At 37.4% G+C, this 15,677-nt stretch carries 16 protein-coding genes and 2 pseudogenes; 17 read left to right on the forward strand and 1 reads right to left on the reverse strand.

The features are described from left to right. Positions 1-387 precede the first annotated feature (387 nt). From eptA to EDC17_RS12595, 14 genes and pseudogenes are all read left to right on the forward strand, one after another. Entirely contained in the window at positions 388-1,911 is a 1,524-nt protein-coding gene (eptA, locus tag EDC17_RS12535) for a phosphoethanolamine--lipid A transferase EptA (protein ID WP_132778437.1), read from the forward strand. Positions 1,912-2,132: 221 nt separating this feature from the next. After that, a complete protein-coding gene (locus EDC17_RS12540; RefSeq protein ID WP_132778415.1) occupies positions 2,133-3,242 on the forward strand; it encodes a serine hydrolase domain-containing protein in 1,110 nt (369 codons plus the stop codon). Between the two features lie 27 nt (positions 3,243-3,269). Continuing rightward, positions 3,270-3,653, forward strand: coding sequence for a diacylglycerol kinase family protein (locus EDC17_RS12545; protein ID WP_132778416.1), 384 nt, complete (start codon positions 3,270-3,272; stop codon positions 3,651-3,653). Positions 3,654-3,777: 124 nt separating this feature from the next. Continuing rightward, positions 3,778-4,332 carry a phosphatase PAP2 family protein gene (locus EDC17_RS12550; protein ID WP_165894418.1) on the forward strand — a complete coding sequence of 185 codons (555 nt, stop codon included), beginning with the start codon at positions 3,778-3,780 and terminating at the stop codon, positions 4,330-4,332. A 68-nt stretch (positions 4,333-4,400) separates the two neighbouring features. Then, on the forward strand, positions 4,401-5,072 hold the full coding sequence (locus EDC17_RS17075; RefSeq protein WP_207895759.1) for a DUF5982 domain-containing protein: 672 nt from the start codon (positions 4,401-4,403) through the stop codon (positions 5,070-5,072). Between the two features lie 12 nt (positions 5,073-5,084). Next, a pseudogene (gene omp85, locus EDC17_RS17080) lies at positions 5,085-5,804 on the forward strand (Omp85 family outer membrane protein); the annotation flags it as partial. 134 nt (positions 5,805-5,938) lie between these two features. Next, complete coding sequence (locus EDC17_RS12560; RefSeq protein WP_132778418.1) at positions 5,939-6,394, forward strand: PepSY-like domain-containing protein; 456 nt, start codon at positions 5,939-5,941, stop codon at positions 6,392-6,394. Positions 6,395-6,656: 262 nt separating this feature from the next. Beyond that, complete coding sequence (locus EDC17_RS12565) at positions 6,657-7,691, forward strand: sulfite exporter TauE/SafE family protein (RefSeq protein WP_132778419.1); 1,035 nt, start codon at positions 6,657-6,659, stop codon at positions 7,689-7,691. Positions 7,692-7,755: 64 nt separating this feature from the next. Next, positions 7,756-8,184, forward strand: coding sequence for a PepSY-like domain-containing protein (locus EDC17_RS12570; protein ID WP_165894419.1), 429 nt, complete (start codon positions 7,756-7,758; stop codon positions 8,182-8,184). Positions 8,185-8,188: 4 nt separating this feature from the next. After that, positions 8,189-10,600, forward strand: a complete 2,412-nt coding sequence (locus EDC17_RS12575) for a TonB-dependent receptor domain-containing protein (protein ID WP_132778421.1) — start codon at positions 8,189-8,191, stop codon at positions 10,598-10,600. Positions 10,601-10,610: 10 nt separating this feature from the next. Beyond that, positions 10,611-11,204: an HD domain-containing protein gene (locus EDC17_RS12580; protein WP_132778422.1), complete on the forward strand. Its 594-nt coding sequence runs from the start codon at positions 10,611-10,613 to the stop codon at positions 11,202-11,204. Position 11,205: 1 nt separating this feature from the next. Beyond that, positions 11,206-11,997, forward strand: coding sequence for a phosphatase PAP2 family protein (locus EDC17_RS12585; RefSeq protein ID WP_123851206.1), 792 nt, complete (start codon positions 11,206-11,208; stop codon positions 11,995-11,997). An 11-nt stretch (positions 11,998-12,008) separates the two neighbouring features. Next, positions 12,009-12,425 (forward strand): EamA family transporter, encoded by a 417-nt coding sequence (locus EDC17_RS12590; RefSeq protein WP_132778423.1) that lies wholly within the window; start codon positions 12,009-12,011, stop codon positions 12,423-12,425. A gap of 55 nt (positions 12,426-12,480) precedes the next feature. Beyond that, a complete protein-coding gene (locus EDC17_RS12595; protein WP_132778424.1) occupies positions 12,481-13,299 on the forward strand; it encodes an RteC domain-containing protein in 819 nt (272 codons plus the stop codon). Positions 13,300-13,609: 310 nt separating this feature from the next. Here EDC17_RS12595 and EDC17_RS12600 read toward each other — a convergent pair whose 3' ends face one another. Further along, positions 13,610-13,849 (reverse strand): L,D-transpeptidase family protein, encoded by a 240-nt coding sequence (locus EDC17_RS12600; protein WP_132778425.1) that lies wholly within the window; start codon positions 13,847-13,849, stop codon positions 13,610-13,612. A 175-nt stretch (positions 13,850-14,024) separates the two neighbouring features. On the opposite strand from EDC17_RS12600, the gene EDC17_RS12605 reads away from it, so the two are divergent. The 3 genes and pseudogenes from EDC17_RS12605 to EDC17_RS12615 form a co-directional block, all read left to right on the forward strand. Next, positions 14,025-14,921, forward strand: a complete 897-nt coding sequence (locus EDC17_RS12605) for a helix-turn-helix domain-containing protein (protein WP_132778426.1) — start codon at positions 14,025-14,027, stop codon at positions 14,919-14,921. Positions 14,922-14,929: 8 nt separating this feature from the next. Then, the gene (locus tag EDC17_RS17655) at positions 14,930-15,199 is read left to right on the forward strand and encodes a hypothetical protein (protein WP_132778427.1); all 270 of its coding nucleotides are present in this window, start codon (positions 14,930-14,932) and stop codon (positions 15,197-15,199) included. A gap of 10 nt (positions 15,200-15,209) precedes the next feature. Continuing rightward, a pseudogene (locus tag EDC17_RS12615) lies at positions 15,210-15,674 on the forward strand (RteC domain-containing protein); the annotation flags it as partial. Positions 15,675-15,677 lie beyond the last annotated feature (3 nt).

The following is a 15,677-nucleotide window of genomic DNA, read 5'->3' on the forward strand; positions in this document are numbered from 1 at the left end:
AGCAGCATACAGTTTCTTCCCTAAGAAACCTTCAATCAAATATCAAACGGTAAAAACTAACCAATTGTACGCTTTTTAATTATCGAATTCAGGTTACAAGAGTTGGTGTTGGGGCGCATTATCCACTGGATGTTATTATAGGCAGCATTATCGGCTATCTATCGGGGCTTACCGGGATTTTTATCAGTAGAAAATATAAAATCCTGAACTGGCTTGGTAACAAAAAATATTTTCCTGTACTTATTTTATCCTTTATCGCTGCGTGCGCCTTAATCATCATAAAAATAAATAACGAGAATTTGATTGTCTTCTATTTGGCACTTATCAGTCTTGTTGTTTCACTTTATAAAATTCTCACCATTTATGTTAAAAAATAATTTGAAGCTAATGCAGATTTATAATCTGAAGCTGACACAGTTCGCTTTACTTATGAGTTTCGTTAACTTTTTGTTCTTCCATTTCCCGTTTTTCAAATTTGTTTTTCAGAATGTCCACCATAAAAGTTTTAACGGTATCATTATTATCATTAGCCTGGTAGTTCTGATGTTGGTCGCAAATGCTTTTGTCTTTTACCTTGTATTTTTTCTGTCCCGTATTGTCGGAAAATTTTTATTGGTCTTGGTGTTTATCATCAATGCGGTAGCCGTTTACTTTATCAATACCTATGGTGTTATTATAGACGGAACTATGATTGGCAATGTACTCAATACCAATTATGATGAAGCCAGTAGTTTTTTCTCATTAAAATTAATATTGTACATTTTTTTTCTCGGTGTAGTCCCCGCCTTTTACATCATCAAAGCTAAAATAGTGAATGTAACCTTGAAGAAGTTTTTAATCACTTCTTCGCTTGCTCTTTTATTTATCATTCTTGTTGCGTTTGCAAATGCCAGCAACTGGCTATGGATTGATAAAAATTCAAAGCAGTTAGGAGGGTTGGCAATGCCCTGGTCTTATTCCGTCAACACCGCTCTTTTTTATATCCACAAACATCAAAAAAATAAAAAAGAAATTTTACTACCTGATGCTACAATTAAAGACAATGAAAAGGCAGTTGTCGTCTTAGTAATTGGCGAATCTGCAAGAAGTCAAAATTTCTCTTTGTACGGGTATAAAAAGAATACTAATCCACTACTTTCAAAGACGGAGAATTTAAGCAGTTTTCAAGCAACATCTTGTGCGACATATACCACGGCGGGTGTTAAGTGTATTTTGGAACACAAAAATACTGATGAACTATATGAAATCTTACCGAATTATTTGTACAGGAACAATGTAGAGGTTGTTTGGAGAACTACGAACTGGGGAGAACCTCCAGTTCATATCAGGAAATACCAAAACAGGGATACCTTAGTCAAGGATTGCAAAGGCGATGGATGTAATTATGATGAAGTGCTTTTAACCGGACTAAAAGAGCAAATACTGGCAAGTAAAAAAAATAAAATACTGATTGTATTGCATACCAGCACAAGCCACGGGCCAACATACAGTAAGAAATATCCTCCGCAGTTTGAAACTTTTAAACCTGTATGTAATAGCGTTGAATTGGCGAACTGCTCTAAAGCTGAACTAATCAATGCTTATGACAACACTATTGTTTATACTGATTATATCCTGCACAATGTGATTGAGGATTTAGAACAATTGAAAGAGTATAAAAGCGCAATGTTTTTTGTTTCAGACCACGGCGAGTCTTTAGGAGAAAAAAACTTATATATGCACGGCGTGCCTATAAGTTTTGCTCCTAAAGAACAATATGAAATTCCTTTTATAGTATGGACTTCAAATAAGAATTTAAAACAACGAAACCCCAATGATATTTTATCTCAAAACTATGTGTTTCATAGTGTTTTAAATTTTTTGAACATACAAAGTCCAATTTATGATGAGAAGATGAACATTTTTAAATAGCATCTTACTTTGCTGATGTGCATTTATGGGTGTGCTGACGAGAGTGTTGTTTTATGAATTGCCGGATATATCCGATTTTAAATAATTCATAAGAAAGTCAGTTCTAAATTCCTTCTAAATCTGTTCTTTTTTTTGCATAGCGTATAAAGAATTTTAATACCAAAATGAATAAGTAAGGGATGTGAATTTTAGTACACATAGATTTTGTAAACTTTATCATAATGCTGAAACTAATTAATATATGTGCTTTGCTCTTACTACTCTATTTTAGTACGGGCTGCACCGCATTACACTATACTAAAATCCCAAAGCAAAACAGTCATAAAATATTTCCTCAAAGAAAAATAGAAAACTCTGATACGACTTTCAACTTTTATAAACCCACAAAGGATTACGAGCTTGGAAAAACAATAGGCGTAACCAATAGGGACTTCAATCCAACCGATGTTTCGCTTGATAGTCTGGTACAACTGCATAAAACCATTTCATTTGTCATTATCCGCAACGATACGATTTTGTACGAAAAGTTTAAAGATGATTTGGACACAGTTTCAGTTTCAAGTTTTTCCATTGCAAAACCATTTATCTCTACTCTTATCGGCATTGCAATAGATGAAGGAAATATCAAAAGCATTGATGATAAAATAACAGACTACTTGCCTGAATTTAGAGATAGACCTTTATGGAACCAAATTTCAATCCGTGACCTCCTGCATCACACTTCAGGAATAAAATTCACTAAAGCTGATAATATTAAATTTTTTTGGAGTACCGATTTGAGAAAGCAAATTTCTCATTTGACCTTAGAATATTCAAAGGTTAAGCGTTTTAATTATTCCAGTGCCAATACGCTGTTGCTTGGTATTATACTGGAAAAAACTACCGGAAGCAGTGTTTCTCAATATTTGGAAAAAAAACTATGGAAGCCTTTGGGAACCGAAGCTCCATTATATTGGAGTTTAGACAGAAACGATAGTTTAGCTCTTGAAAAGACATTTTGTTGCTTGCAAGGCAGAACACTGGACTTTGCGAAATTTGCAAGACTGTACCTTAATGGAGGAAAATGGAATGACCAACAAATTGTTTCAAAAAATTGGGTTGACTATTCTACTCATTCTGACCCCGCCAATGGAAATCGGCATTTTTATAACAACAATTGGGGCATTGGACCACTCAATTACGGTAGCTTTTATGCTCAAGGGCTATATGGGCAGTTCCTGTACGTTTATCCTAAGAAAAATGTAATCATTGTCCGCTTTGGGGATGCCGGGCTTAATTACCATCCTAATTACTGGCTTAATATATTTCTGCAAATAATAGACCAGCTCTAATATTCTTGATTTCTAATAAGCAACCAAATGAATAAAACTGAAAACGGATTTTTTAAGGGCAGACTAAAAAGTTTCCGATATGCTTTTAAAGGAGCTTTTTTATTGCTCAGGACTGAACACTCAGTTATAGCACAGTTCATTATAGCCATTCTTTCGATTTTTTTTGGCTTTTTGTTTGGCATTACAAAAACAGAATGGCTTTTCCAGATTTTGACCATCGGACTTGTGCTAAGTATCGAAGGGCTTAACACAGCCATTGAAAAACTATGTGACTTTATCCATCCCGACCATCATAAGAAAATTGCCGTAATAAAAGATATTGCCGCTGGTGCAGTAATTTTTGCTGCGCTGACTGCATTGGTTGTTGGACTTATTATATACCTACCATATTTCTATGAAAAATTATTTTAACGATAAATTTTTGTTTATCCAATAACAGAACATATTGCCATTCCTGAACAAGAATAAAAAAACCATTATTTGGACAACCCTTTCGATATTCCTTGTAGGGTTTAGTGTTTTGGCTGCCTATGTGATGCTCACAGAGCCACACTACATTGACGTACATATATCAGAAGAAATACAGGAGAAGCAAAACGGTTTTCTTGACAGCTTTATGAAAGCTGTGAGCTGGTTTGGCAGGATTAGGGTTTCGGCGGTGCTGGTCGGTTGCAGTGCTTTATGCTTCCTGTTGTTAAAGCGTAAAAAAGATGCTTTACTAATGCTATCTACTTTAATATCCGGTGGTATTGCGTGGGTACTGAAAACACTGATAAACAGACCCCGACCAACAAAGGACTTTATTTCTATTCTTGAAGAAACCCATTACCAAAGTTTCCCAAGCGGTCACGTATTGTTTTACACCGCTTTCTTTGGTGCATTCATATTCATTTTGCTGCGAACAATTAACAAACATCCTGTATCGAAAATAATAGGTATGCTGGTATGCCTTGCAATGATTTTCTTAGGAGCTGTATCAAGAGTGTATCTTGGCGCACATTGGTTTACTGATGTATTGGGCGGCTTTTTAGCTGGATTAATCTATCTATTGATTGCAGGAAATATCTATTTCGGTAGCAAAAAGACATAAACCCAATTCTAAATTTCTTCTAATTCTGTTTGTTTTTTTGCCAGACAGTAAAATTCTAAGTTTTAAATATGAAGAAATTAGCATCAATTATTGCCACATTAGCTGCACCTTTTGCAGTAGAAGCACAGGACACCATTACAGTTAAAAAAGACAGTTTATCGTTTATCAAATCCAAACGGATGAGCGATGAAGTCCTTGCTAAAAAACGGGAAGGAACCTTTGTTACAGGACTTCCCGACATTTCTTCAGACCCGGTAACAGGATTTGGGTTCGGCGTAAGAACGAACGTAATATGGAACGGTAAAAGGGACAATGAATTATTTGCCTATACACCTTACCTGATGAAATTAAAAGCCAATGCAGCGTGGTACACCTCTAACGCAAAGGAACTGGCTTTATCATTGGACGTGCCTTATTACAAAGGAACACGATGGCGTTTTAAGATAGATTTCCAAGCGCAGCAAAACCCGGCAAACTTATATTTTGGTCTTACCGATAACACATTGGGAGATTTACGTCTTCCGTCTGACGAGAACACCACTTTTTCTACTTACAAGGAATACGACAGGGCAAGGAAAACGTTACGTCCGGGAGGCGTTGGCGAAGCAGCTTTTGTGACCGATGCGCTTTCCAACCGTTTCAGGGAAACGGAATATATGCTGAACCTTAAAGCCGATTACGCTTTAGGTAATGGTAAATGGCGTATAATGGGAGGATATGAAATACAGCATTTGAGCTAAAAGACCTTTGAGGGAATGGAAGCCGATGCGATTGACCCTGTAACGGGAAGCCATACCAAAGCACCTAACGGCACATCATTGTTAAGACGTGATTTTGAGCAGGGAAATATTTCAGGCGTAGATGGCGGGTGGGTTTCCATTATTCAGAATGCTCTTATCTATGATACGAGGGATTTTGAACCTGACCCGACAAAAGGGGCTTACTTCGAGATTGCCAATGAATATTCATCTAAACTTATCGGTTCGCAATTCGACTTCGATAAGCTATTGATACAAGGTCGTTACTACCAAAAACTACCATTCGGAAAACGTACCGTATTGGCATGGCGTGCAGGTATAGGGAATGTATTTGGAAAAAATGCACCATTCTTTGAATACCAAGACCAATGGTCGCCTGAAGGAAGCATTAATGCAATGGGTGGTAAAGCCTCTTTGAGAGGTTATAGAGCCAACCGTTTCCTGGCAAGGTCGATGTGGTTTACCAACTTTGAATTGAGGACACGTTTGGCTGAAACCACGTTGTGGAAACAGCATTTATCGTTCACGGTTGCACCATTCTTTGATATGGGTACAGTACGTGACCGTTGGCAGGACTTGAATTTTCAGAACATCAAATATTCATACGGAGCAGGTTTAAGAATTGGCTGGAACCAATCAACAGTATTGTATTTTGATTACGGAAAATCCAAAGAGGACGGCTTGTTTTTCTTTGGTATAGGACAGGCATTTTAATAAACAATATGGTACACAATAAAGGATCCGAGGTAGCTCGGATTTTTTATTGTACATTATTTAATTGGAAAATAGTATTCTAAATTTCTTCCAAATTGAAAAATACTTTTGCCATAATCTTAAATGACAATAATATGAAAAGACCATCAAACGTATTGGCAATAGCCTTAATTGCTGCTATAGGATTATCTTCTTGCAAAGAGAATACAAAAGATGAAGAGAAAATTCCTGAAAATATTCAGAGCGCATTCAAGCAAAAATTTCCTAATGCTGCCAATGTTAAATGGGAGAAAAATTGCGACAATACCTGGGAAGCGGAGTTTGTAATGACCGGAAACAAGCATAGTGCCCAATATAAACCGGATAGCAATTGGTATGAAACGGAATATGTAATAACTATCAGCAAAGTTCCTGACGTAATTAAAGCCAATGTTGCCTCAAGGTATCCCGGATATAAGATTGTAAAAGCGGAAGTTGTAATAACCAGTTGGGGCGAGCAATATGAATTACAGCTTAATAAAGAGCAGACTTCCATCGGGGTATTCTATACCGGAGAAGGCGCATTTATGGGGCAGGAAAAGGAGCATTAAAAAAATGGACGTAGTAAATCAAGTTAGATTTACTACAAAATAAAATTATTCAAAATCCTGAAATTTTTGAAAAGGCTCCGTAAATCGTAGTCTTACTTTTTATAGCATTATTCCTCGTATCAGAGTGAGATTATTATACTGACTTATAAAACCTGTGATTGTGTAAAAATCACGGCATAAACACTAGTTCTAAATTTCTTCAAATTGGCATTGCAGTTTTGTATTATTAATTTGAACATACCGTCTGTAATTTCTTTGAAAGATGATAATAAAAATAACCCTATTGTTTCTCGGAACAATACTCGCCTTTTGGATGAGTGCTATTTGTGGCGGTGGAGCTAGTCTTATTCTTATCCCCATTTTAAATTTACTTTTACCGACATCAGTAGTCCCATTTTCATTAACAATAGGAACATTTACAAGTTCTGCATCCAGGATTGTAGTCTTTAAGAAGCACATTAACTATAAGATTTTTTTCTGGTTTGTACCGTTTTCCATTCCGGCTGTGTTAGTGGGTGCTTATTTGATAAAATACATCAACCCAAATTATTTACAGCTAATCGTTGCCTTATTTCTCATCGGAAATGTACCACAGCTATTCAAGTCAAAAAAGGAAGAGGCACAATCCGAAAAGCCATATCCCAAATATATCCTTGCCATTATTGGGTTTCTTGCAGGTTTTGTATCGGGCATTACCGGAGCCATTGGGCTTTTGTTTAATAGGTTTTATCTAAAATTTGGACTTACAAAAGAACAAATAGTAGCTACACGTGCTGCCAATGAGGTGTTTCTGCATTTCATTAAACTGGTCATTTACATTTCTCTTGGTCTGTATTCACAAATGGCTTTATGGCTGGGGTTGGCTATTGCAGCCGCTACCATTGTTTCTTCTTTAACGGTTAAGTATATTCTTCCCTATCTAAGCGAAAACCTGTTTAGAAAAATTGGGTACGGAGCAATGGTTATTTCTGGTATAACCCTTCTTATGGGAACAACCGATAAAATTGTTAAACAGGATAAAATAGCCTTTGCTACAATTCATAATCAAGGGAAAGATGTAGCCATCGTAAGCTGGCGAAACACAGACCTCGTGTTAGAATATACAATAGATGGCGGTTTAGAAATTGAAAGACCCATAAGTGCCAAAGAACTGCCACCACATCTTAATAAAAAATACACAGCGTTAAAACCAAACTATGATACAATATATATCGAAAAGGTCTATCAATTCAGAAAAGAACCTGTATATGAATTTTATTGCTACAAAGAAAAACAATTAACAAAGTTTGAATTATAACATTCTAAATTTCTTCTAAATCTTATTAGAATTTTGTGTTCAACAATTAAAAAAAATGAAAAAAATGAAAAAATTAGTATTTCTATTGGCAGCAGTGGCAAGTGTGTCATTCGCCAATGCACAAAAAGTTTCGGACAAAGAAGTTCCGGCAGCAGTAAAATCAGCTCTGCAAAAAAGTCACCCCAACGCAAAGGGTTTGAAATGGGAAAAAGAGAAAGGCAACTACGAGGCAGGTTTTGAAGTAGGAGAAACCGATTATTCTGTATTGATTGATGCTTCGGGCAAAATTCTTGAAACCGAAGTGGAAATCAAAATTGATGAGCTTCCGGCTAATGCCAAAGCCTATGTTGCTAAACACTACGCAGGGCAAAAAATCAAAGAAGCGGCAAAAATTACAGACAGTAAAGGGGTTGTAACCTACGAAGCAGAAGTAAAAGGCAAAGACCTGATTTTCGATAATACAGGTAAATTTTTAAAAGAGGTTAAAGACTAAGAAGATGAATAAAATAAGGTTGTTTTTTGTACTCATTTCCATACTGGCAGCTTCGGTAGCCAATGCGCAGGTGTCGTCCGTTACCATTTCCGGTATCGTAAAAAATAAGGCGGATAAATCGGCGGTTCCTTATGTAAATGTGGTCGTGAAAACTGAAAAGGACAGTGCTTTTGTAGCCGGAACAGTGACTAATGATGAAGGCAGGTTTTCCATTGCCAATGTGAAGCCCGGCAACTATCGTTTGCAAATTTCATTTATGGGATTTGAGAACAGGGAACAACCCTTATTTGTCGGCAGCCTTTCAGCGTTTTTGGATATTCCGGTCATTGAACTGGAAGAAACCTCAACCGTTTTGGAAGGTGTTACCATTTCTGCAAAGGCAAGTGATGTGAGCAACAAGCTGGATAAAAAAACCTATTCCGTTGCCGACAATGTTGCCCAAAGCGGAGGCTCGGTTTTGCAAAGTATGCAAAACCTGCCCGGCGTTACGGTTCAGGATGGTAAAGTGCAGCTACGGGGTAATGATAAGGTTACGGTTTTGATTGACGGTAAGCAAACGGCTTTAACAGGCTTTTGCAGTCAAACGGGATTAGACAACATTCCGTCATCTGCTATTGATAAAATCGAGATTATCAATAACCCATCTTCAAAGTATGATGCCAACGGTAATGCAGGTATCATCAATATCATAATGAAGAAGAACAAGCAGGATGGATTAAATGGTAAGGTAGGTTTTACTTACGGCACAGGCTCACTTTGGGTTCGAAAAGAAAATCTTCCCACAATCAGACCGCAATATACGTTCACGCCAAAAATCAATCCGTCCGTATCGCTGAATTACAGGAAGGATAAAGTGAATATCTTTTTGCAGGCAGATAATCTCTACACGCAAACTCTGAACAAAAATGAATTTGTAACCCGGAATTATGACGATGGAACGGTTATCAATTCACAGTTGAAGCGGAACAGGAATACCAACTACCTTACTACCAAAGCAGGAATTGACTGGAACATTAATGACCAGAACACATTGACCGTTTCGGGAATGTTCGGTAGCGAAAAAATCATTGACCGTGGCGACCAGCCGTTTTTCAACGGGGATATTTCACAACGTTTACGCCTTTGGCAGTTTTTAGAGGATGAGCTGAAGACCACGGCAATGGCTACGGCAGCTTACCAGCACAAGTTTAAGGAAGCAGGGCATTTATTGAATATTGGGTTCAACTATACTTTTCACAGGGAAGACGAGCAATATTTTTATGATAACTATCTGCCCTCATCCACAGGTACAGATGCCTTTAAACTGCTGTCTGATGAGCAGGTGTATGACTTCAATATAGATTATATCAAACCGTTGAAATACGGACGTATTGAAACAGGTATCAAATTAAGAAATCGAAGTATCCCAACCAATATGGAGTTCAGACCGGGAGCCAATTCTGTTTTGGATATGGATGCCGGAGGTTGGGCAGACTATAAGGAACTGATACCAGCCATTTATGGTAACTATGTTTTTGAAACCGAAAAATGGGAAGCGGAATTGGGCTTGCGTATGGAGTATGTGAAAATCCAGTACGATGTTAATCCTAATCACAGCACTTACAAAAGTGATGGCTACCATTATACACAGCCCTTCCCGAATATGAGATTGGCTTACAAGCTGAACGATAACAATAAACTTTCGGTATTCTATAACCGCAGGGTGGACAGACCGAACGAAGTGGATATCCGTATTTTCCCGAAATATGATGATGCTGAAATCATCAAGGTCGGAAATCCTGCATTACGTCCGCAATTTACCAATTCCTTAGAATTAGGTTATAAAAATACCTGGAACAATGGTTATTTCTATTCCGCATTGTATCATCGTTTTGCAAACGGAACCATTACAAGAATATCGAGCATCGTGCCGGGCAGTAACTTAATATATGCCATATTCCAAAATGCAGGCAGGAGCTACAATACAGGTTTGGAAGCTATTTTGAACCAAAAGGTTTCCGATGTTTATTCCTTTAACATCAACGGGAACATTTACCGCAACCAGATAGATGCGTTCACGGTACAGAACCTGTACCCTGAACCCAATACTTTTTCGGCAGCGCAGCAAACAGCCATATCGGGCAACCTCAAACTGAACAATACGTTCCGCTTTGCTGACGGATGGGATGCGCAAATGACAGCCGTCTATTTAGCACCCGATATTATCCCGCAGGGTAAAATAATGTCGAGGTTTTCGATTGATGCGGGAGTTAAAAAATCCGTACAGAAAGGCAAAGGAGAGCTGTTTTTCAACGCTACCGATTTGCTTAATACAATGGTCATCAAACGTAAGATAGACGGAGCCGGCTTCCGTTATACCAGCGATGATTACTACGAAACACAGGTTATCCGGTTAGGGTACAGCTATAAGTTTTAAATCATTGGCAATGACAGAAAATATTATTGACAGAGCAAGGGATTATGTGCTGCAACTTCTGCTCAGCAAACTTCCCAATGGTATGCGCTTTCACAATGTAATGCACACGCAGGATGTTGTGAAAGCTGCTATTGAAATTGCAACGGAAAGCTGTTTTTCCTCAACGCAGTCAGAGATAGTAACACTGGCAGCGTGGTTTCACGATTGCGGATATACAACTGCTTATACCAACCACGAAGACAGCAGCAAAACCATAGCTGCGGATTTCCTGAACAGGAACAATTATCCGCAAGAAAAGACAGCGCAGGTTTTGGCTTGCATTGAAGCAACAAGGTTTCCGCAAAACCCAAAATCGCCTGAAGAAGAAGTTTTGGCAGATGCCGATTTGTACCATTTCACAAAGACCGACTATTCAAAATACGAGCGTAGGTTAAGAATGGAGTTTAAAACCTATTTAGGTAAAACTTATACGAATGAGGAATGGGACGAAACAAACTATGCCCTACTAAAGCAACATAGCTACTATACAGCGTATGGAAAAACCGTGCTTCAAAAATTTAAAGAAGTAAATATGGAAATGTTAAAAATAAAGCTAACAAAATAGAATGCGCTCAATACATAAAAACGCCATTGTACTCATCTTTGTGCTGGCCACTACCTTTCGGGTAGCCGCACAAGATACTATCCGCAATTCAAATATCGCTTTGCAGGATAGCATTATCGGCAAAACTAATGACAAAGCATACAAATTAGATTACAGGCACCTTATCGCTCCAACGATTTTCATCGGTTATGGAATTGTGAGCTTGGAAAGTGACGGGTTGAAACAGCTCAATTTTTCGACAAGAGATGAATTAGGCGAACACCAGCCCAAGCACATAACCTTGGATAACTACACCCAATATGCTCCGGCAGCAATGGTATATGGTTTGAATGCAGTTGGGATAAAAGGCAAGCATAATTTCAGGGACAGGACGATTATCTATGCGACATCGCAACTGATTTCCGCCGCATTTGTATTGCCGTTAAAGCACATTGTAAAAGAAGAACGACCGGACGGCTCCAATAACCTTTCCTTTCCCTCAGGGCATACCGCCACCGCATTTTCTTCTGCTCAATTTATGTTCAGGGAATATAAGGACACTAATTTTTGGTTAAGTATTTCGGGTTATTCCCTTGCGGTTTTTACCGGAGTGTACAGAACCGTAAACGATAAACATTGGGTAAGCGATGTGGTAGCCGGAGCTGGATTTGGCATTCTCTCTACGGAGCTGGCTTATTGGCTCTTTCCTAAAATCAATGGCTTGCTAACTGGCAAGGAAAAGAAAAAGGCAACTTTGGTTATGCCTTACTATCAGAACAAAGGCTTCGGTATCGGGTTAGTACAGAATTTTTAAATCAGTTTATTATGTGGTTAGTTTATGCTTTATTATCCGCTTTGTTTGCTGCACTTACCGCCATATTCGGTAAGCTGGGCGTAGCAAACGTCAATTCCAATCTTGCAACCGGGATACGTACGGTGGTCATATTGATAATGATATGGAGCATCGTAATGGCAAGAGGCGAAGCAAAAGGAATTAGCACTTTGTCAAAACAGAATATCACTTTTCTTATTATTTCAGGAATAGCCACAGGTTTGTCGTGGCTATTCTATTTCAAAGCCCTGCAATTAGGAAAAGTATCGCAGGTGGCAGCCGTTGATAAGCTAAGCGTAGCCCTTACAATCATCATCGCCGTCCTGTTTTTAGGCGAGCAGCTTACGTTAAAAACTTTTGCCGGAGCGAGCCTTATCATTCTCGGAACGGTAGTATTGGCTTGGAAGTAAGGCTGATTTAGTTTTTCTATGAATACCCCAAACAGCAGGACTTAAAAAATAATAAATGGATAAATTTTATAATGAAACGCTACATAAGCTGGAAACAGTCATCAACGAATTGGAGATTGAAACCGACTGCCCTATCCAAAGAATAGAAGCTGTTATACACCTTATTGTAAATTCTTTATCCGAAGTAAAAGAATTTGTCTTAAAAAAAGGTTTTAAAAATATAGATGAAGAAATCCATTTTTTCAAACATCAGAAACCTGCTATTGTTGCAAAGCTCATTTACTACAATGCCATTTATAAAATCGAAACTAAAAAGCCTAATGGAACAAAGGCAATCAGAAAATACCTCAATGAAGAATTAAGAAAGCTCAAAAGGTATTTCGACAACAATCTTGAATTTTATAAATACTACCGGACGAATAACTCATTTATTGATGATAAGCTGTTTATTCGTGGCAAATACGATATAAAACTGAGCTTGGAAACCGTTTATTTTGATACTGACGATAGATTTTCTACTTCCCACGATTATAAGGCGGCAAAGATTATTGCCAACGACCAGATACAAGTTTATGTTGAAGACCAACTGAATAATAACAATAAGAAGAAGCCATCTGACAAATCCCCTTTAAATTGGGCAGAAAGTAAAACAGCATTAACTGAATTGATTTACGCACTGCAATCGCAGGGTGCATTTGGCAATGCAGATATAATAACCATCGCCAAAACATTTGAAAGTACATTCAATATCAGTTTAGGCGATTTCTATCATACGTTTATGGAGCTTAAAGCCCGAAAAATAAACCGAACTAAATTCCTTGACAGTTTGCGTGACGCTTTGATTAGAAAGATGGATGAGGAGGATGAAATGTAAAATAAAACGGGAAATTTAAAGCAATTACCATCAGATAAAAAGTGATATTGTAAATATCCTTAAAAGAAATAGAGCTTATCAAGAATGACCCGAACTTACAGCATTTAGTACCAAGGGTAACTGAACAAACTCCTAAAAACAAACTACTTGAACTCATCTACCAACATTTTTTCTATTAGTTCTATTCCTTTCATAAATGATAAATTGTAATCTTGGCAGTTCTGTAGAAATAGTGATATTCCTTCAGATGAAATTGGTGTGCCACATCGGCATAACTATCATTGTATAATCAAAAACCTCTATTAGTCCCTTACAAACTTCGGTTGGTTACATCTAATAGAGATGAACTTAATGCAATTTTGTAGAGAATTAAATAAGCTTCACCACTGAAATACTCCTTCGGAGTTCTATCGCCTTTGGGGAAAATCGAAGCATTATTTTGTCCTATCATTTCCGTGCCTCTTTTTTGATCGTTATTATTGCAAGCTGTCATTATTGATGTAATACCAATAATCAGCACGATTGATTTTAAATTCCGTTTTTTTTTCATATCCTATTTTTTAGCGAGAATCCTATATCGCTCATTAGCATTACAAAATTACACACTATCTATTGCACCATTTTTATACAGGACACGGATTTATTTACCACTTTCACTGATTTTGCTCCAATAGAATAACACACGTTTATGTATTTAGTAAATTTGTAAGGATAAATTACAGGTTATGGAACAAGTGGAAAGAATAGACACCGTTAAACAATACAATGAGACATTGGGCATTGATACCCTCCATCCGCTTATCAGCGTGGTTGATTTTGATGAGATGCCCACTTATCAGTATTTTAGAAGATATATGGGCATTTATGCCATATTTTTGAAGTACATCAAATGTGGCGACATGAAGTACGGTTGTCAGTCCTACGATTACGAGGACGGGACATTGGTATTTATTGCCCCCGGCCAGATTTATGGAATAGACAGCAAGGGCAAGGTCATAAAGCCCGCGGGCAAGGCACTTGTATTCCACCCCGACCTGATTGCTGGAACAGATTTAGGGAGAAAAATAAAGGAATACAGCTTTTTTTCTTACGAAGTGAATGAAGCTTTACATCTGTCAAAAAGGGAAAGAGCCATTGTAAATGACTGCTTTGGGAAAATAGCTTATGAGATTGATCAAAACCTGGACAAACATAGTAAAACGTTAATTGTATCGAATATCGAATTGTTCTTGAATTACTGCATGCGGTTTTATGATCGGCAATTTATCACCCGAAGCCTTGCCAATAAAGATATTTTGGTGAGGTTTGAAAACCTCCTGAATGACTATTTTCAATCCGATAAGTGCCAAACATTAGGCTTACCAACTGTGACTTGGTGTGCGGAGCAATTATGTTTATCCCCTAATTATTTTGGTGACCTTATAAAAAAAGAAACCGGCAACACCGCACTGGATTACATTCAATCAAAATTGATTGATGAGGCCAAACGAAGGGTATTTGAACCTAATAAGTCCATTAACGAAATCGCCAATGAGTTGGGGTTTAAATACCAACAGCACTTCACCCGTTTGTTCAAACAAAAAATGGGGATGACGCCCAATGAGTATAGGACATTGAACTAAATATAGCATTGGAATCTCCGATCAAAGAGGTAACCAGAAAATACCTCAACAATGAATTGAAAAAACTCAAAAAATATTTTGACAACAATCTTGAATTTTATAAATATGGTTCTACCCTTAGGTTAGTGGAAAACATAAATTCTAGTTGGTATGGATTTAGAAATACTATCCAGCTAATGGCGTCAAAAGGCTCAATTAAAAGCATCCCATTTGAGTTCTCTACTGTTAACCGCCTTTATTTGGGCATATTTTCCATTAAATTCGTGGTAGAACCATAAATATTACCGTACAAATAATACTTTCATAGATGAGAAACTATTTGTACAAGGCAAGTACGATATAAAGTTAAGTTTAGACACCTTTTATTTTGAGGCGGACAAAAACTTTTCCACTTCTCACGACTATAAAGTAGCAAAAATAATTGCCAATGATCTGATACAAATTTATCTCGAAGATCAGCTAAATAATATCAATCATAAAAAGTCGTCAGATGGTTCTTCTCTAAATTGGACAGAAAGCAAAACAGCATTAACCGAATTGATTTACGCCCTACATTCACAAGGAGTGTTTGACAATGGGAATGCAGATATTAAAGTTATTGCTAAAACATTTGAGAGTACATTCAATATCAGTTTGGGCGACTTTTATCATACGTTTATGGAACTTAAATCCCGAAAAATAAATCGAACTAAATTCCTTGATAGCCTATGTGATGCGCTAATCAAGAAAATGGATGAAAAAGAAGAAATGTAATGG

This window comes from Sphingobacterium alimentarium (genome assembly GCF_004342685.1).
GTDB classification, from domain to species: domain Bacteria; phylum Bacteroidota; class Bacteroidia; order Sphingobacteriales; family Sphingobacteriaceae; genus Sphingobacterium; species Sphingobacterium alimentarium.

Coding starts and splice junctions, on each gene's coding strand:
- eptA (WP_132778437.1), top strand. CDS start 388: ATGCAGATTTATAATCTGAAGCTGACACAGTTCGCTTTACTTATGAGT.
- EDC17_RS12540 (WP_132778415.1), top strand. CDS start 2,133: ATGCTGAAACTAATTAATATATGTGCTTTGCTCTTACTACTCTATTTT.
- EDC17_RS12545 (WP_132778416.1), top strand. CDS start 3,270: ATGAATAAAACTGAAAACGGATTTTTTAAGGGCAGACTAAAAAGTTTC.
- EDC17_RS12550 (WP_165894418.1), top strand. CDS start 3,778: ATGCTCACAGAGCCACACTACATTGACGTACATATATCAGAAGAAATA.
- EDC17_RS17075 (WP_207895759.1), top strand. CDS start 4,401: ATGAAGAAATTAGCATCAATTATTGCCACATTAGCTGCACCTTTTGCA.
- EDC17_RS12560 (WP_132778418.1), top strand. CDS start 5,939: ATGAAAAGACCATCAAACGTATTGGCAATAGCCTTAATTGCTGCTATA.
- EDC17_RS12565 (WP_132778419.1), top strand. CDS start 6,657: ATGATAATAAAAATAACCCTATTGTTTCTCGGAACAATACTCGCCTTT.
- EDC17_RS12570 (WP_165894419.1), top strand. CDS start 7,756: ATGAAAAAATTAGTATTTCTATTGGCAGCAGTGGCAAGTGTGTCATTC.
- EDC17_RS12575 (WP_132778421.1), top strand. CDS start 8,189: ATGAATAAAATAAGGTTGTTTTTTGTACTCATTTCCATACTGGCAGCT.
- EDC17_RS12580 (WP_132778422.1), top strand. CDS start 10,611: ATGACAGAAAATATTATTGACAGAGCAAGGGATTATGTGCTGCAACTT.
- EDC17_RS12585 (WP_123851206.1), top strand. CDS start 11,206: ATGCGCTCAATACATAAAAACGCCATTGTACTCATCTTTGTGCTGGCC.
- EDC17_RS12590 (WP_132778423.1), top strand. CDS start 12,009: ATGTGGTTAGTTTATGCTTTATTATCCGCTTTGTTTGCTGCACTTACC.
- EDC17_RS12595 (WP_132778424.1), top strand. CDS start 12,481: ATGGATAAATTTTATAATGAAACGCTACATAAGCTGGAAACAGTCATC.
- EDC17_RS12600 (WP_132778425.1), bottom strand. CDS start 13,849: ATGAAAAAAAAACGGAATTTAAAATCAATCGTGCTGATTATTGGTATT.
- EDC17_RS12605 (WP_132778426.1), top strand. CDS start 14,025: ATGGAACAAGTGGAAAGAATAGACACCGTTAAACAATACAATGAGACA.